General features: G+C 62.4%; 15 protein-coding genes and 1 pseudogene. 14 read left to right on the forward strand and 2 right to left on the reverse strand.

Annotated elements, in window-relative coordinates; all coding sequences use genetic code 11:
* The first annotated feature begins 2 nt into the window (after window positions 1–2).
* The 3 genes from BLV20_RS04775 to BLV20_RS04785 all read left to right on the forward strand — a co-directional run bounded on the left by BLV20_RS04775 (window position 3) and on the right by BLV20_RS04785 (window position 2,061).
* Window positions 3–1,085, forward strand: coding sequence for a 5-(carboxyamino)imidazole ribonucleotide synthase (locus BLV20_RS04775; RefSeq protein ID WP_092297723.1), 1,083 nt, complete (start codon window positions 3–5; stop codon window positions 1,083–1,085).
* 107 nt (window positions 1,086–1,192) lie between these two features.
* Window positions 1,193–1,438 carry a GlsB/YeaQ/YmgE family stress response membrane protein gene (locus BLV20_RS04780; protein ID WP_092297726.1) on the forward strand — a complete coding sequence of 82 codons (246 nt, stop codon included), beginning with the start codon at window positions 1,193–1,195 and terminating at the stop codon, window positions 1,436–1,438.
* Between the two features lie 86 nt (window positions 1,439–1,524).
* The gene (locus tag BLV20_RS04785) at window positions 1,525–2,061 is read left to right on the forward strand and encodes a DUF3299 domain-containing protein (protein ID WP_092297729.1); all 537 of its coding nucleotides are present in this window, start codon (window positions 1,525–1,527) and stop codon (window positions 2,059–2,061) included.
* A gap of 132 nt (window positions 2,062–2,193) precedes the next feature.
* Here the strand turns inward: BLV20_RS04785 and BLV20_RS04790 are convergent, their stop codons facing one another.
* Window positions 2,194–3,093, reverse strand: coding sequence for a D-hexose-6-phosphate mutarotase (locus BLV20_RS04790; RefSeq protein WP_092297732.1), 900 nt, complete (start codon window positions 3,091–3,093; stop codon window positions 2,194–2,196).
* A 72-nt stretch (window positions 3,094–3,165) separates the two neighbouring features.
* Window positions 3,166–3,570 (reverse strand): acyl-CoA thioesterase, encoded by a 405-nt coding sequence (locus tag BLV20_RS04795; protein WP_003229628.1) that lies wholly within the window; start codon window positions 3,568–3,570, stop codon window positions 3,166–3,168.
* A gap of 387 nt (window positions 3,571–3,957) precedes the next feature.
* Here BLV20_RS04795 and BLV20_RS04800 point away from each other — a divergent pair, with 387 nt between their 5' ends.
* The 11 genes and pseudogenes from BLV20_RS04800 (at window position 3,958) to BLV20_RS04850 (ending at window position 16,034) form a co-directional block, all read left to right on the forward strand.
* On the forward strand, window positions 3,958–5,256 hold the full coding sequence (locus tag BLV20_RS04800) for an MFS transporter (protein ID WP_092297735.1): 1,299 nt from the start codon (window positions 3,958–3,960) through the stop codon (window positions 5,254–5,256).
* Window positions 5,257–5,508: 252 nt separating this feature from the next.
* Window positions 5,509–6,507, forward strand: a complete 999-nt coding sequence (locus tag BLV20_RS04805; protein WP_092297738.1) for a phosphate ABC transporter substrate-binding protein PstS family protein — start codon at window positions 5,509–5,511, stop codon at window positions 6,505–6,507.
* Between the two features lie 156 nt (window positions 6,508–6,663).
* A complete protein-coding gene (locus BLV20_RS04810; protein WP_092297741.1) occupies window positions 6,664–8,949 on the forward strand; it encodes an ABC transporter permease subunit in 2,286 nt (761 codons plus the stop codon).
* A gap of 15 nt (window positions 8,950–8,964) precedes the next feature.
* Window positions 8,965–10,635 carry a phosphate ABC transporter permease PstA gene (gene pstA, locus BLV20_RS04815; RefSeq protein WP_092297744.1) on the forward strand — a complete coding sequence of 557 codons (1,671 nt, stop codon included), beginning with the start codon at window positions 8,965–8,967 and terminating at the stop codon, window positions 10,633–10,635.
* A 176-nt stretch (window positions 10,636–10,811) separates the two neighbouring features.
* Window positions 10,812–11,645 (forward strand): phosphate ABC transporter ATP-binding protein PstB, encoded by an 834-nt coding sequence (gene pstB, locus BLV20_RS04820; protein ID WP_092297747.1) that lies wholly within the window; start codon window positions 10,812–10,814, stop codon window positions 11,643–11,645.
* Between the two features lie 71 nt (window positions 11,646–11,716).
* Entirely contained in the window at window positions 11,717–12,478 is a 762-nt protein-coding gene (phoU, locus tag BLV20_RS04825; RefSeq protein ID WP_092297750.1) for a phosphate signaling complex protein PhoU, read from the forward strand.
* A 167-nt stretch (window positions 12,479–12,645) separates the two neighbouring features.
* Window positions 12,646–13,602: a response regulator gene (locus BLV20_RS04830; protein ID WP_092297752.1), complete on the forward strand. Its 957-nt coding sequence runs from the start codon at window positions 12,646–12,648 to the stop codon at window positions 13,600–13,602.
* Window positions 13,603–13,985: 383 nt separating this feature from the next.
* On the forward strand, window positions 13,986–14,261 hold the full coding sequence (locus BLV20_RS04835; RefSeq protein ID WP_092297755.1) for a hypothetical protein: 276 nt from the start codon (window positions 13,986–13,988) through the stop codon (window positions 14,259–14,261).
* A gap of 171 nt (window positions 14,262–14,432) precedes the next feature.
* Window positions 14,433–14,753 (forward strand): annotated as a pseudogene (locus BLV20_RS04840) (type II toxin-antitoxin system RelE/ParE family toxin); the annotation flags it as partial.
* 7 nt (window positions 14,754–14,760) lie between these two features.
* The gene (locus BLV20_RS04845) at window positions 14,761–15,075 is read left to right on the forward strand and encodes a helix-turn-helix domain-containing protein (RefSeq protein WP_175540140.1); all 315 of its coding nucleotides are present in this window, start codon (window positions 14,761–14,763) and stop codon (window positions 15,073–15,075) included.
* 62 nt (window positions 15,076–15,137) lie between these two features.
* Entirely contained in the window at window positions 15,138–16,034 is an 897-nt protein-coding gene (locus tag BLV20_RS04850; RefSeq protein WP_092297761.1) for a peptidoglycan DD-metalloendopeptidase family protein, read from the forward strand.
* Window positions 16,035–16,179: the final 145 nt, after the last annotated feature.

Below are 16,179 nucleotides of genomic sequence, written 5' to 3' on the forward strand. Positions count from 1 at the left end.
CGATGAAGATCGGTGTAATCGGTGGCGGCCAGCTGGGCCGCATGTTGGCTCTGGCGGGTACTCCGCTGGGGATGAACTTCGCTTTCCTCGACCCGGCTCCGGACGCTTGTGCCGCTGCCCTGGGCGAACACCTGCGGGCCGATTACGGCGATCAGGATCACCTGCGCCAGCTGGCTGACGAAGTGGACCTGGTGACCTTCGAGTTCGAAAGCGTACCGGCGGAAACCGTAGCCTTCCTGTCGCAGTTCGTCCCGGTCTACCCGAGTGCCGAAGCCCTGCGCATCGCCCGCGATCGCTGGTTCGAGAAGAGCATGTTCAAGGACCTGGGGATTCCCACCCCGGCGTTCGCCGACATCCAGTCGCAAGCCGACCTGGAGGCCGCCGTGGCCACCATCGGCCTGCCTGCGGTGCTGAAAACCCGCACCCTGGGCTACGACGGCAAGGGCCAGAAAGTCCTGCGCACCCCTGAAGATGTAGCCGGCACCTTCGCCGAGCTGGGCAGCGTGGGCTGCTTGCTGGAAGGCTTCGTGCCGTTCACCGGCGAAGTCTCGCTGATCGCCGTGCGCGCCCGCGATGGCGAAACCTGCTTCTATCCGCTGGTGCACAACACGCATCACAACGGCATCCTCAAGCTGTCCGTGGCCAGCTCCAACCACCCGCTGCAGGCCCTGGCCGAAGACTATTCCAGCCGGGTGCTCAAGCAGCTGGACTACGTCGGCGTGATGGCGTTCGAGTTCTTTGAAGTCGACGGTGGCCTCAAGGCCAACGAGATCGCGCCACGGGTGCACAACTCCGGGCACTGGACCACCGAAGGCGCCGAGTGCAGCCAGTTCGAAAACCACCTGCGGGCGGTTGCCGGCCTGCCGCTGGGTTCGACCGCCAAGGTCGGCGAGAGCGCGATGATCAACTTCATCGGCGAAGTGCCGGCAGTGGAGAAGGTCATCGCCATCGAGGATTGCCACCTGCACCACTACGGCAAGGCCTTCAAGATCGGGCGCAAGGTCGGTCACGCCAACCTGCGCTGCAAGGACAAGGCGACCCTCGAGGCGCAGATCCTCAAGGTCGAAGCACTGATCGCCGAATAACTTCCTGGGGCTGCGGTGGAACCAATCGGGGCCGCCGTTCTCTGATGGCAGGATGCCAATGCGCTAACTAGGCTTTGGCATACCTAACTCATACAGAGGGAAATGCCATGGGAATTATTGGAACCATCTTTATCGGCTTGATCGTTGGCCTGCTGGCTCGCTTCCTCAAACCGGGCGACGACAGCATGGGCTGGATCATGACCATCCTGCTCGGTATCGGCGGTTCGCTGGCGGCCACCTACGGCGGTCAGGCCCTGGGCATCTACCAGGCGGGCCAGGGTGCCGGCTTCCTCGGCGCGCTGGTTGGCGCGGTCGTGCTGCTGGTGATCTACGGCCTGGTCAAAAAGAACTGATTTAGCGACAAGGCCCTCTCTGCTGCGCAGGTAGAGAGGGCTAGAATGCCCGGCGTTGTCTTGTCCCTTTCTTGCCGAGCTCCTTCATGCGCCGTCTTCTGTTGACTCTCATTCTGCTGGCCTCCGGCCTGGCCCATGCCGGCGAATTGCCGGAAACCGACTGGCTCGAACTGATGCCCAAGTCGGACCAGAAAGCCCTCGAACAAATGCCGGAAATCGATCACAACTCCCCCGAAGCCAATGGCACCTTTACCGAAAAGGGCGGCCTGAAGCAGAGCAAGGGGTTGCCGGCGGTGATGTATTCGACCAAGACCGTGCCGGCCATGAACGGCAAGGACATCCGTATCGGCGGTTATCCGGTGCCGCTGGAAGCCGACGCCAAGGGGCGCAGCACGCTGTTTTTCCTCGTGCCGTACCCGGGCGCCTGCATCCATGTGCCGCCACCGCCGCCTAATCAGCTGGTGCTGGTGCGTTTTCCCAAGGGTGTGAAGCTGGACGATATCTACACGCCGCTGTGGGTGACCGGCCACTTGAAAGTCGAGACGGTCAGCAACGACCTGGCCGATGCGGCCTATGCGCTGGATGCGCAGAAAGTGCGGGTGGTGCAGGAGTCGGATCTGTAAGACGTGGTGCCTTTCCCGTAGGAGCGAAGCTTGCTCGCGATGGACTTCAACGATTACGCGGGTTCACTGAAATCTTGCGGTGTGTTGACCACTTATCGCGAGCAAGCTTCGCTCCTACAGAAGAGGCCGGCGTTACAGCGGCACGCTGGTGACGCTCACGCCCAGGGTATGGCTGGCACCCGGCGCCAGGGTCACCACGTCATCCATCACGTTCGCGGTCTCGATGCACAGCATGCGTTGCCAGCCATCGTCGGCCATGTCGCTGAACTGCGCGGCGCGGGCGGTCCACGGGTTCCAGATCACCGCCGAGCGCGAGCCGCTGCTGGTCAGCTGGATGCGCCGCTCCCAGGCCGGGTCGACGATGCTCAGCCGTGGCGGAGGGTCGAGGTAGATGCGGTCGGTCTCGCCGGTGAAATGCAGGTCGCCGGACTGCTGCCGGGTCTTCCAGTCATCCAGGGTCTCGATGTAGTTCAGGCCGTCCAGCCCCTCGACATGCACCTTGCGCACGTCACTGACCGCAAAGTAACTGTGCAGCGCCTGGCTGATGGTGACGGTGTCGCTGCCCAGATTGTGGCTGGTGAGGTTGATGTGCAGTTGCTCGTCGAGGCGAATGCTCAGTTTCAATTCGACCTGGTGCGGCCAGCCTGGCAGCCCGCCTTCGGGGATCGGCAGTTGCAATTCCACCAGCAGGCTTTCACCTTCGGCCTGGATGCCCAGCAATTCCCAGTCGGTGGCGCGGACCAGGCCGTGGGCCCCGGCCGGTTCGCTGCCCTGGCGCATGGCCTGGACGCTTTGCGGGTTGCGCGCGAAATTGCCGAACCACGGCCAGCACACCGGAACACCGGCGCGGATGCTTTTGCCGGTCTTGAACACGGCCTCGTCGTTGAGCCAGATCAGCGGCGGTTGCCCGGCCAATTGATAGCTGAGGATGTGCGCGCCTTGCTGGGCCACCAGCAGTTCGGCCTGACCGTGGCGGATGCGCCAGCAGTTCAGCTCATCGAGTTTCACCGTTTCAACGTGAGGGGTAGGCATGGTGCTGTTCTCGTTCAAAAGCAGGGCTGCTATGGACCACGTAACAGCCGTCGGGTTTAACCCTCGCCGCAATTAACGGGCTCTGGGCGGAACCGAGCGAGTGCGGCCGCTGCCGTCGATGGCAACGAACACGAACACCGCCTCGGTGACCTTGCGCCATTCGCTGGACAGGGGATCGTCGCTCCAGACCTCGACCATCATCTGGATCGAGCTGCGACCGATTTCCAGGGTCTGGGTATAAAAGGAAAGCTGCGCGCCGACCGCGACCGGCACCAGGAATGCCATGCGGTCGATGGCGACGGTGGCGACGCGCCCGCCAGCCACGCGACTGGCCATGGCGGTACCCGCCAGGTCCATCTGGGCCACCAGCCAGCCGCCGAAAATATCGCCAAAGCCGTTGGTTTCGCGGGGAAGCGCGGTGATTTGCAGGGCCAGGTCGCCTTGCGGGATCGGATCTTCTTGTTCGAGCTCTATCATTCCGGGGGTGCCTCTGACCCGTGACTCTTCATTGGTACTTCAGGTGAATAGCCGTCTTGAGGAAAAACGATTCAGCCCGAACATACTACGTTCGTCACGTTCTTCGTAAGGCGTACTAAAGGGAAACTCTGCGAAACCGGCTGGCCCAGTCGGCGCCTGGGGCGCCAGCGGCGTTTTCGCACAGCAACCCTTGCCGGGGCGGCGTTGTTCCAATGCCTGCGAGTATATCGGTCGACAGGCTCCACGACGACCATCCGGTTCTGATTTTGACTGGCAATTGTGCACGTCTATGTGCTTTTTCGAACAATTTGCTATCGTGCCGAACCTGCCAGGCCACAACCAGCGCTGTTGCGGCTTCCAGAACCGACTATAAGAGAAGCCCTTGCCATGACCACTGTGCCCTCGAGCGTCGCGCAGCCCGCGCAACCTGCTCGTCCGTTGACCCGCAATGACTATAAGACCCTGTCGCTGTCTGCCCTGGGCGGTGCGCTGGAGTTCTACGACTTCATCATTTTCGTGTTCTTCGCCACGGTGGTCGGCAAGCTGTTCTTCCCGGCGGACATGCCCGAGTGGCTGCGCCTGATGCAGACCTTCGGCATCTTCGCCGCCGGTTACCTGGCCCGGCCCCTGGGCGGGATCGTCATGGCGCACTTCGGCGACCTGCTCGGGCGCAAGAAGATGTTCACCCTGAGCATTTTCATGATGGCGGTGCCGACCCTGATCATGGGCCTGCTGCCGACCTACGCGCAGATCGGCATGTGGGCGCCGATCCTGTTGCTGCTGATGCGGGTGATCCAGGGCGCGGCCATCGGCGGGGAAGTCCCGGGCGCCTGGGTGTTCGTTTCCGAGCATGTGCCACAGCGGCATATCGGCTACGCCTGCGGCACCCTGACGTCGGGCCTGACGGCCGGCATCCTTCTGGGCTCGCTGGTGGCCACCGCGATCAACAGCCTCTTCACGCCGGTTGAAGTCGCCGATTACGCCTGGCGGATTCCGTTCCTGCTGGGCGGCGTGTTCGGCCTGTTCTCGGTGTACCTGCGCCGCTGGCTGCACGAAACCCCGGTGTTCGCCGAGCTGCAACTGCGCAAGGCGCTGGCCGAGGAAGTGCCGCTGCGCGCGGTGCTGCGCGACCACCGCAGCGCGATCATTCTTTCGATGCTGCTGACCTGGCTGCTGTCCGCCGGGATCATCGTGGTCATTCTCATGACCCCGACCGTGCTGCAGACCGTCTACCATTTCAGCCCGACCACCGCGTTGCAGGCCAATAGCCTGGCGATCGTGTTCCTGAGCCTGGGTTGCGTGATGTCCGGCGTGCTGGCCGACCGCTTTGGCGCCGGCCGGGTGTTCGTTTTCGGCAGCGCACTGCTGTTGGCGACGTCCTGGACCTTCTATCACAGCCTGCTGGATCACCCGGACTGGCTGTTCCCGCTGTACGCGCTGACCGGCCTGCTGGTGGGCACCATCGGCGCGGTGCCGTATGTGATGGTCAAGGCCTTTCCTGCGGTGGTGCGCTTCAGTGGCCTGTCGTTCTCCTACAACCTGGCCTACGCGATCTTCGGTGGCCTGACGCCGATGGTGGTGACCGCGCTGCTCAAGGAGAGCCCGATGGGCCCGGCTTATTATGTTGCGGTTATTTGCAGCATCGGAATCCTGGTCGGCCTGTACCTGTGGAAAAAGGATCGCTGATCCTGTGACCCTGTAGCCGCTGCCGAAGGCTGCGAACGACCCGAAGGGGCGCGACGACCTTCAGTGCGCAGAAGGGCCTGCGGCCCTATCGCAGCCTGCGGCAGCGGCTACAAAACGCCCTATAAAGAAAGGCCAGCCTTCCATCGCGAATGCTGGCCTTTCATCTAATTGTCATATTTCAGCCATAGAGTGTTCACACGGCCTACAGATACTTGGCCCGACTTAACACACCCTATCTGCTAGGAGTAAGGCATGAAACTGAAGCGTTTGATGGCGGCAATGACTTTTGTCGCTGCTGGCGTTGCGACTGCCCACGCGGTTGCCGCTGTTGACCCTGCTATCCCGAGCTACACCAAGACCACTGGTGTGTCGGGCAACCTGTCCAGCGTCGGTTCCGATACCCTGGCCAACCTCATGACCTTGTGGGCCGAGCACTACAAGAAAGAATACCCGAACGTAAACATCCAGATTCAGGCCGCTGGCTCCGCCACCGCGCCACCTGCGCTGACCGAAGGCACCTCCAACCTGGGCCCGATGAGCCGCAAGATGAAGGACACCGAACTGGCGGCCTTCGAGCAGAAGTACGGCTACAAGCCAACCGCCATCCCGGTGGCCGTGGACGCCCTGGCCGTGTTCGTGCACAAGGACAACCCGATCCAGCACCTGACCATGGAACAGGTTGACGCGATCTTCTCGTCGACCCGCCTGTGCGGCGCCAAGGCCGACGTCAAGACCTGGGGCGACCTGGGCGTGACCGGCGACCTGGCCAACAAGCCAGTGCAACTGTTCGGCCGTAACTCGGTATCCGGCACCTACGGCTACTTCAAGGAAGAAGCCCTGTGCAAAGGCGACTACAAGCCTAACGTCAACGAACAGCCAGGTTCGGCTTCCGTGGTCCAGTCCATCAGCTCCTCGCTGAACGGCATCGGCTACTCGGGCATCGGTTACAAGACCGCTAGCGTGAAGACCGTGGCCCTGGCCAAGAAAGGCAGCAGCGAATTCATCGAAGACACCGAAGAAAACGCCCTGAACGGCAAGTACCCGCTGTCGCGCTTCCTGTACGTGTACATCAACAAGGCCCCGAACAAGCCTCTGGCCCCACTGGAAGCCGAGTTCGTGAAGCTGATTCTGTCGAAGCAGGGTCAGGAAGTGGTGGTGAAAGACGGTTACATCCCACTGCCAGCCAAAGTCGCCGCCAAGGCACTGGCTGACCTGGGCCTGCAAGAAGGCGGCAACGTCGTAAAGAAGTAACACCTTAGGCCCGGGCTTGCCCCGGGCCCTGTAGGAGCGAGCCAGCTCGCTCCTACACTCCCAATTTTCGATCCGCTGCCAGCTCTGCTACGCGGCGGATTTTTTGCGTCACTGCATTGTCATCTTTCTGTCATACAGGATCGCTAGGGTGTGCGCATGAATGATCTGGCCAACTCCACCATGACTCCGACTTCTCCCCCCAAGCGCATTGACTTCAATACGCCTGAGCTGCAACGCAAGCGTCGCATCCGTGCGCTGAAAGATCGCCTGACCCGCTGGTACGTCCTCGTCGGCGGCCTGGCCGTGTTGGCCGCGATCACCTTGATCTTCTTCTTTCTTGCCTACATCGTGCTGCCCCTGTTCCAGGGTGCCGACCTGACCGCCAAGGAACCGCTGACACCGGCCTGGATGCAGGACTCCGGCAAGCCGCTGATGTTCTCCCTGGAAGAGCAGAACCAGGTCGGCATGCGGGTTTCCGACAAGGGCCAGGCGCTGTTCTTCGACATCGACAGCGGTGCCCAGCTGAGCCGCGTCGACCTGCCGATTCCGGCCGGCGCCACCGTCACCGCCATCGGCAAGGATCAGCCGGGCAGCCCGCTGGTGGTGGTTGGCCTGTCCAACGGCCAGGCGCTGGTGTTCCGTCACACCTATAAGGTCAGCTACCCGGACGGCAAGAAAACCATCTCGCCGGCCATCGAATACCCCTACGGCGAAACCCCGATCGTGTTGAACGAGCAGGGCGGTGCGCTGGAGCACGTTAACCTCAACGCCACCGATTCGGCGCTGGTGGTGGCCGGTTCCAGCGGCGCGCAACTGCACGTGCTGCAGCTGACCCGCGAAGAAAACATGATGACCGGCGAAGTCACCAGCGAGCAGAACCGTATCGAGCTGCCGCAGATGACCGAACCGGTCAAGGCCATGTACATCGACCCACGCCAGCAATGGCTGTACGTGATCAACGGGCGCGCCCAGGCCGACGTCTTCAGCCTGCGCGACAAGAGCCTCAACGGTCGCTACAAGCTGCTGGATGACGCCGATACCGAAGTGACGGCCAGTACCCAGCTGGTGGGCGGCATCTCGCTGATCATCGGTAACTCCAAAGGCGGCCTGGCCCAGTGGTTCATGGCCCGCGACCCGGACGGCGAGCTGCGCCTGAAGCAGATCCGTACCTTCCAGATGGGCACCACGCCGATCACCGAAATCACTGCCGAGGAGCGCCGCAAGGGCTTCATCGCCCTGGATGCCTCGGGCAAGCTCGGCGTGTTCCACAGCACCGCGCATCGCACTCTGCTGGTGGACCAGGTGGTCGAAGGCGAAGGCCTGTTCGGTCTGTCGCCACGGGCCAACCGGGTGATCGTCGAAGCCGGTGGCAAGCTGCAACCGCTGGTGCTCGACAACCCGCACCCGGAAGTGTCCTGGAGCGCACTGTGGAGCAAGGTCTGGTACGAGAACTACGACGAGCCTAAATACGTCTGGCAATCGACCGCGGCCAACACCGACTTCGAACCCAAGCTGAGCCTCTCGCCGCTGACCTTCGGTACCCTCAAGGCGGCGTTCTACGCGATGCTGCTGGCAGCCCCGCTGGCGGTGGCCGCGGCGATCTACACCGCTTACTTCATGGCTCCGGGCATGCGCCGCAAGGTCAAGCCGGTGATCGAGCTGATGGAAGCGATGCCGACGGTGATCCTCGGTTTCTTCGCCGGCCTGTTCCTCGCGCCTTATGTCGAAGGCCATCTGCCGGGCATTTTCAGCCTGCTGATGCTGCTGCCGATCGGCATCCTGCTGGCCGGCTTCATCTTCAGCCGCCTGCCCGAGTCGCTGCGCCTCAAGGTGCCGGACGGCTGGGAAAGCGCGATCCTGATCCCGGTAATCATCCTGGTGGGCTGGTTCTCGCTGTACATGAGCCCGTTCATGGAGAACTGGTTCTTCGGCGGCGACATGCGCATGTGGATCTCCCACGACCTGGGCATCACCTACGACCAGCGCAACGCCCTGGTGGTCGGCCTGGCCATGGGTTTTGCGGTAATCCCGAACATCTACTCGATCGCCGAAGACGCCGTGTTCAGCGTGCCGCGCGGCCTGACCCTGGGCTCCCTGGCTCTGGGCGCCACGCCGTGGCAGACCATGACCCGCGTGGTGATCCTCACCGCCAGCCCGGGCATCTTCTCGGCGCTGATGATCGGCATGGGCCGCGCGGTCGGCGAAACCATGATCGTGCTGATGGCCACCGGCAACACCCCGGTCATGGAAATGAACCTGTTCGAAGGCCTGCGCACCCTGGCGGCCAACGTCGCGGTGGAAATGCCGGAGTCGGAAGTCGGCGGCAGCCACTACCGCGTGCTGTTCCTCTCGGCGCTGGTGCTGCTGCTGTTCACCTTCATCATGAACACCCTCGCCGAGCTGATCCGTCAGCGTCTGCGCAAGAAATACTCGTCGCTTTAAGAAAGGTAGAAGTCTGTGAAACAGAACTCCCTAAAAGACTGGTTCAAGAGCGGCGCCCCGGGCGTCTGGATCAGCGGTGGCGCAGTGTCCATCGCGGTCATCATGACCATCGGCCTGCTGGCGGTGATCGCCGTGCGCGGTCTGGGCCACTTCTGGCCGGCGGACCTGGTGCATGCCCACTACGATGTGCCGGGCCAGGCCAACCACCTGATCATCGGCGAAGTGGTACAGAAGGAAGAAGTGCCACGCGCACGCCTGAAGAGCGCCGGCCTGCCGGTGCCGGACGAAGGCCCCGAGTTCATGACCCGCGAGCTGCTCAAGGTCGGCAACCGTGACCTGAACGGCAACGACTTCACGTGGATCGTCGGCGACTGGCTGACCAACCAGACCACGCCGCCGGAGCTGATGGCCATCGAGCGTCGCGAGTGGGGCAACTTCTACGGCTACCTGGTCAACGTCAAGCAGGATGGCAAGGTCATCGCTGAGGGCGAAGCCGCCTGGCCGGAGCTGCAGGCACGCATCGACCGGGTGAACGCGCTGGCAGCCCAGCTCAAGACCCTGGAGAAAGTCGACATCGGCGCGATCAACGCCGGCCTCGAACGCATCCGCCTGCACAGCCGCAAGCTGGAACTGGACGGCAAGCTCGATGCCGCTGCCCAGGCCGACATGGAAAGCGACCGCGCCGAGCTCAATGCCCGTTACCAGGACATCGAGGCGCGCCTGAGCGACCTGCACGCGCAGTTCAATCGCGACAGCCTGACCGCTCGCGATGCCAACGGCAAGGAAGTGGAAATCAGCCTGGGCAAGGTGGTGCATGCCTACCAGCCGAACGCCATGGGCACCCTGACCAAGTTGAGCTTCTACTTCAGCAAGGTCTGGGAGTTCCTCAGCGACGACCCGCGTGAAGCCAACACCGAGGGCGGTATCTTCCCGGCGATTTTCGGCACCGTGATGATGACCCTGATCATGGCGATGATCGTCACCCCGTTCGGCGTGCTGGCAGCGGTGTACCTGCGCGAATACGCCAAGCAGAACACCCTGACCCGGGTGATCCGCATCGCCGTGAACAACCTGGCGGGCGTTCCGGCCATCGTCTACGGCGTGTTCGGCCTGGGCTTCTTCGTCTATGTGCTGGGCGGCTCGCTCGACCGCTTGTTCTTCCCCGAGGCGCTGCCGGCCCCGACTTTCGGTACTCCGGGCCTGCTCTGGGCTTCCCTGACCCTGGCGCTGCTGGCGGTGCCGGTGGTGATCGTGGCCACCGAGGAAGGCCTGGCGCGGATTCCCCGCACCGTGCGTGAAGGTTCCCTGGCCCTGGGCGCGACCAAGGCGGAAACCCTGTGGAAGATCGTGCTGCCGATGGCCAGCCCGGCGATGATGACCGGCATGATCCTCGCGGTGGCCCGTGCCGCCGGTGAAGTGGCGCCGCTGATGCTGGTGGGTGTGGTGAAACTGGCGCCGTCGCTGCCGGTGGACGGCAACTACCCGTACCTGCACCTGGACCAGAAGATCATGCACCTGGGCTTCCATATCTACGACGTCGGCTTCCAGAGCCCGAACGTCGAGGCCGCGCGGCCGCTGGTGTACGCCACGGCGCTGCTGCTGGTGCTGGTGATCGCGACGCTCAACCTGTCGGCGGTGTGGATTCGCAACCACCTGCGCGAGAAATACAAGGCACTGGATAGTTAATACCGCCCCTGTAGGAGCGAAGCGTGCTCGCGAAAGCTGTCTGTCAGTCGCATCATTATCCAATGTGCCGACGCCTTCGCGGGCAAGCCTCGCTCCTGCAAAACGGCAACACCGCTGGCCCATCTTGTGAGGCCAGCGGCTCACTGAAACGAATTTGTTAGCGTAGGGAGTGACCCATGCAGCAAGAAGCACATACCCACGGCATCAACATGTCGGCCTTGGGCCGGGACAAGCAGAGCCTGAGCCTGGACCAGGAGACCGTGGCCATCGAAGTCCCGGGCCTGAGCCTGTACTACGGTGAAAAGCAGGCGCTGTTCGACGTCAGCATGAACATTCCGAAGCAGCGCGTGACCGCCTTCATCGGCCCGTCCGGCTGTGGCAAGTCGACCCTGCTGCGCACGTTCAACCGCATGAACGACCTGGTGGACGGTTGCCGCGTGGAAGGCGAGATCAACCTCTACGGCAACAACATCTACCGCAAGGGCGAAGACGTCGCCGAGCTGCGTCGCCGTGTGGGCATGGTGTTCCAGAAGCCCAACCCGTTCCCGAAAACCATCTACGAGAACGTGGTCTACGGCCTGCGCATCCAGGGCATCAACAAGAAGCGCGTCCTCGACGAAGCCGTCGAGTGGGCCCTCAAGGGCGCGGCGCTGTGGGAGGAGGTCAAGGATCGCCTGCATGAATCGGCACTCGGCCTGTCCGGTGGTCAGCAGCAGCGTCTGGTGATCGCCCGCACCATCGCCGTGGAACCGGAAGTGCTGCTGCTCGACGAACCGTGCTCGGCGCTCGACCCGATCTCCACCTTGAAGGTCGAAGAACTGATCTACGAACTGAAATCGAAGTTCACCATCGTGATCGTGACCCACAACATGCAACAGGCCGCGCGTGTCTCCGACTACACGGCGTTCATGTACATGGGCAAACTGGTGGAATTCGGCGACACCGACACCCTGTTCACCAATCCGGCGAAGAAGCAGACCGAAGACTACATCACCGGTCGTTACGGCTAGGAAGCTGTATTGCTCACTGAACTGACGCTGCGGTCCACCGCACCTTACCGGACGCTCCAAGGACGCCAACCATGATTAGTAAAGAAGGCCTCACGCATCACATCTCCCAGCAGTTCAACGCCGAACTCGAGGAGGTGCGCAGCCACCTCCTGGCGATGGGCGGGCTGGTCGAGAAACAAGTCAACGACGCCGTCACCGCGCTGATCGAAGCCGACTCGGGGCTTGCCCAGCAGGTGCGCGAGATCGACGAACAGATCAACCAGATGGAACGCAACATCGACGAAGAATGCCTGCGCATTCTTGCCCGTCGCCAGCCGGCCGCTTCCGACTTGCGCCTGATCATCAGCATCTCCAAGTCGGTGATCGACCTGGAGCGCATCGGCGACGAATCGACCAAGATCGCCCGTCGCGCCATCCAGCTGTGCGAAGAAGGCGAAGCCCCACGCGGCTACGTGGAAGTGCGGCATATCGGCGACCAGGTGCGCAACATGGTCCGCGATGCGCTGGACGCTTTTGCCCGCTTCGACGCCGACCTGGCGCTGTCGGTGGCGCAGTACGACAAGATCATCGACCGCGAGTACAAGACCGCGCTGCGCGAGTTGGCCACCTACATGATGGAAGATCCGCGCTCGATCTCGCGCGTTCTGAGCATCATCTGGGTCCTGCGCTCGCTGGAGCGGATCGGCGACCATGCGCGCAACATCTCGGAGCTGGTGATCTACCTGGTCCGCGGCACCGATGTGCGTCATTTGGGGCTCAAGCGGATGAAGGAAGAAGTTGAAGGCACAAGTGCCGAAACCGCTAATGTTCCGGGTGAAGCTGACGATAAGTAAGGTTGCCCGAGAGAAGCGCCCGGCCTTTTGGCCGGGCGTTTTCGTTTATGGGGATCGAACTTGAAAAGCAGCGCCCGCGAACGAAAAGTCCTGGCGTGACTGAAGAGTTTTGGCAAAGTGCCATCAGTAAAGCGTTATGCTAGCCGGGATTTTTAAAGGGGTGGTCGATGAGTAAGGTAAGTGTGTTGGTGGTGGATGACGCTTCGTTCATTCGTGACCTGGTGAAGAAATGTCTGCGCAACTACTTCCCTGGCATCAAGATCGAGGACGCCATCAACGGCCGTAAAGCCCAGGCCCTGCTGGCCCGTGAAGCCTTCGACCTGGTCCTGTGCGACTGGGAAATGCCGGAAATGTCCGGCCTGGAGCTGCTGACCTGGTGTCGCGGCCAGGAAACCATGAAGGCCATGCCGTTCATCATGGTCACCAGTCGTGGCGACAAGGAGAACGTGGTGCAGGCGATCCAGGCGGGCGTCTCCGGCTACGTCAGCAAGCCGTTCACCAACGAGCAGCTGCTGACCAAGGTCAAGCAGGCGCTGAACAAGGTCGGCAAGCTCGACACCCTGATGAACAGCGCGCCGACCAAGATGAACTCGGCCTTTGGCAATGACTCCCTGAGCGCCCTGACCGGCGGCAAGGCGGAAGTGCTTGGCAGCGCGCCGGCGGCCGCGGTGGTCAATCCGTTCGCCAAGCCCGCCGTCGTCTCGGCTCCAACGGCTGCACCGGCCCGTGGTTTGCTCAACAGCCCGCCGGTGAAGGCGCCGGCTCCCGCCGCTGCTGCCGCGGCCGGTGGTCGTGGCCAGGGCCAACTGCGCCTGCCCAGCGGTAATCAGCAATGCGTGATCAAGGCGCTGAGCATCAAGGAGGCGCTGCTGGTGGTGAAACGCACTGACACGCTGCCCCAGGTGCTCGACAGTGCCGTGCTGGACCTGGAGCAGGGCGACAATGCCGAAGTGGCCCGCCTGAACGGCTACCTGCATGCCGTGGTGGCTTATGAGCCCAAGCCGGACAGCGAGTGGCTGCAGCTGACCTTCCGTTTCGTCGACCAGGACGCACAGAAACTCGACTACATCTCCCGCCTGATCGCCCGCGGCACCGCCCAGAAGCACTTCGTCCCCGGCGCCTGATGCCACATCACGGGCAGCCACGCTTCCGTAGGAGCGAGGCTTGCCCGCGATGACGTCCGTCCTGCCCCTGCATTTTCCGGACGGCTGGCCCCCGACCTTTCACATCCCCACACAATCCCTCGATTGCTTCCTTCTGGGCTCAAACCTAGGCTCTGGTTTGTCGCGGCCAATTCCGCGACCGGGTTTGGCGACTCGTGTTAATAGGCGTAACAGCGCCATGTATCATGTCGGGCATTTCGTGTTCGCCGTGTTATGGCGGCTGTGCGTGGGAGACCTTCGGGTCTGCCGGTTTTCCTATTTACCCGGTTCGCCAACCTGCGTACAGCTGCCACCCTATCGTTTGGCGACGATGGCTGACAGCTCCCAAAATAGGAGCGTTATCGATGTCCAAGCCAATTCCCCTCAAGTCCAATACCGGCGACTCGCCCGTTCTGCTGATCAACCCGGATGCGTCGCTGGTCGATCTGCAGGCCAGTGCCAGTTTGCGTTTGAATGCGGCGCGAAACCTGCTGCAAACACTTTCCTGTACCACGCTTTTGCACGCTGACGAGGGTGATCTTGGGCGTGTCACTCAGGCGTTGTATCTGTTGCTGGATGATGGGTGTGATGTGTTGCAGGCGGCGCAGTGCAAGGCGTTGGGGGAGGGGGCGGTGGTTTGATGCCGTGCGTCCGATTCTCGGTTTTTCAGGTTGATTTATATCCGTACAGATATAGCTTGTGATCTGTGCTTTTGGCTTTTCTTGTGCCTGGCCACGCTTTGAAACAACCCGGCCGCGCGCTGTGGCGGTCGGCTGTTTAACCTCTCTGGGTCAGTCACGAGGAGAGGTTCGATGCCTAGGCACAAGGACGTGGTGTTTGTCGGGAGCGCGCTCCGGGACCTCCGGGCTTTTCCGCTGGATGCGCGAAGAGCGGCGGGTTTTCAGCTGGACTTGTTGCAGCAGGGTGAGCAGCCCTATGACTGCCGGTCGATGAAAACCGTGGGCCCAGGGGTGTTCGAGATCAGGATCAGTGAGGATTCAGGGGCGTTTCGGGTGTTTTACGTGGCCAACCGGCCTGCGGCCATTTATGTGTTGCACGCCGCGCGCAAGACCACCCGGAAAACCGAAACGCGGGACATCGAACTGGCCCGGGCCAGACTTCAGGAGATTAGTGCACGCCATGACCGATCACATGCATACCGAGCGTTTCGCCAGTGTCTGGGACGCGCTCGAAGGTTCGCCCCAGGAAGCCGCCAATATGCGCCTGCGCTCCAAGCTCATGCTGGAGTTGGGCAAGACCATCAAGGCCTGGGGCGTTTCGCAGAAGGAGGCGGCCAAGCGGCTCAACATCACCCAGCCGCGCCTCAACGATGTGCTCAGCGGCAAGATCAACAAATTCTCCCTGGATGCGCTGGTCAATCTGTCCGACGCCGCGCAAATGGGCGTCGATATCAGCTTCAGTCCGTCGGGAACGGAACCTCTGGTGCCGGGTTGATTCATACAAAGTCCACGTCGGGCTGCTAGCCTGACTTCAGGCTTTTTCTCAGAACCTTGCCCATGTTCACGCATCTGCTGTTGTCCTGCGGTCTGTTGCTGATTGCCACCTCGGCCATGGCGATGACCATCTACAAGTCCACCGACGCCAACGGCGTGGTGTCCTACAGCGACCGTCCGTCGCCGGGCGCCCAGGTGTTCGTGTTTCGCGACGGCATGGTCGAACACCTGGAGCGCCAGGTACGCCTGGATATCCAGAAGAGGAAAGGAGTGGACAGCGTGTTCGTGCGCAACGAGCTGCATGCGCCCGTGGAGATCGAGCTGGGGTTCACCGGGCTGAAGAATGTCAGGGGCGCGCCGCAACAGCCGATCCGCCGTGTGCTGCCGGCCCGCAGCCAACAGCGCCTGGCGTTGCTCATGGCCAAGCAGCCGGACAGACCGCTGGTCTATACCCCGCAGTTCCGTTATTCCCTGGGTGACCCGTCAGGCACTGCGCAGGTTTATCGTTATCCGCTGCCCTGGCGGGGCGGTCCGTTTCGCCTGACCCAGGGGGCCAACGGTCGATACAGCCATTTCGGCCCCAAGAGCCGTTACGCCATGGACATTGCCATGCCCGAGGGCACGCCGATCATCGCGGCGCGCGGTGGAGTGGTGGTGAAGACCGAGAACCGCCAAAGCGGGCGCGGCACCGACCCCTCCGGCAATTTCGTGCGGGTGCTGCACGACGACGGCACCATGGGCGTGTACCTGCATCTCAAGCGGGGCTCGGTGCGCGTGCGAGAAGGCCAGCGGGTGGTGGTAGGCAGCCCGCTGGCGCTGTCGGGTAACACCGGCAACAGCAGCGGCCCGCACCTGCACTTCGTGGTGCAGCGCAATACCGGCCTGGGGCTGGTGTCGATTCCCTATCAATTCAACCAGCCCATCGGCAGCCTGCCGAACTTCGCGCTGGGCAAAAAATAGCCATGTAGCCGCTGCCGAAGGCTGCGATAAGGCCGTAGGCCTTCAGCGATCTCTAGATCCTGCGCCCGCTTCGTCGGAGTGTCGCCCAGGTCGATCGCAGCCTTCGGCAGCGGCTACAGGGTGATCGGCGGAGCAGGTGGTATCG

Source organism: Pseudomonas sp. NFIX28 (assembly GCF_900107395.1).
In the GTDB taxonomy this organism is placed as follows: Bacteria; Pseudomonadota; Gammaproteobacteria; order Pseudomonadales; family Pseudomonadaceae; genus Aquipseudomonas.

Coding starts and splice junctions, on each gene's coding strand:
- BLV20_RS04850 (WP_092297761.1), top strand. CDS start 15,138: ATGTTCACGCATCTGCTGTTGTCCTGCGGTCTGTTGCTGATTGCCACC.
- BLV20_RS04830 (WP_092297752.1), top strand. CDS start 12,646: ATGAGTAAGGTAAGTGTGTTGGTGGTGGATGACGCTTCGTTCATTCGT.
- BLV20_RS04835 (WP_092297755.1), top strand. CDS start 13,986: ATGTCCAAGCCAATTCCCCTCAAGTCCAATACCGGCGACTCGCCCGTT.
- BLV20_RS04795 (WP_003229628.1), bottom strand. CDS start 3,570: ATGATAGAGCTCGAACAAGAAGATCCGATCCCGCAAGGCGACCTGGCC.
- BLV20_RS04845 (WP_175540140.1), top strand. CDS start 14,761: ATGACCGATCACATGCATACCGAGCGTTTCGCCAGTGTCTGGGACGCG.
- pstB (WP_092297747.1), top strand. CDS start 10,812: ATGCAGCAAGAAGCACATACCCACGGCATCAACATGTCGGCCTTGGGC.
- BLV20_RS04780 (WP_092297726.1), top strand. CDS start 1,193: ATGGGAATTATTGGAACCATCTTTATCGGCTTGATCGTTGGCCTGCTG.
- BLV20_RS04810 (WP_092297741.1), top strand. CDS start 6,664: ATGAATGATCTGGCCAACTCCACCATGACTCCGACTTCTCCCCCCAAG.
- phoU (WP_092297750.1), top strand. CDS start 11,717: ATGATTAGTAAAGAAGGCCTCACGCATCACATCTCCCAGCAGTTCAAC.
- BLV20_RS04805 (WP_092297738.1), top strand. CDS start 5,509: ATGAAACTGAAGCGTTTGATGGCGGCAATGACTTTTGTCGCTGCTGGC.
- BLV20_RS04790 (WP_092297732.1), bottom strand. CDS start 3,093: ATGCCTACCCCTCACGTTGAAACGGTGAAACTCGATGAGCTGAACTGC.
- BLV20_RS04800 (WP_092297735.1), top strand. CDS start 3,958: ATGACCACTGTGCCCTCGAGCGTCGCGCAGCCCGCGCAACCTGCTCGT.
- BLV20_RS04775 (WP_092297723.1), top strand. CDS start 3: ATGAAGATCGGTGTAATCGGTGGCGGCCAGCTGGGCCGCATGTTGGCT.
- BLV20_RS04785 (WP_092297729.1), top strand. CDS start 1,525: ATGCGCCGTCTTCTGTTGACTCTCATTCTGCTGGCCTCCGGCCTGGCC.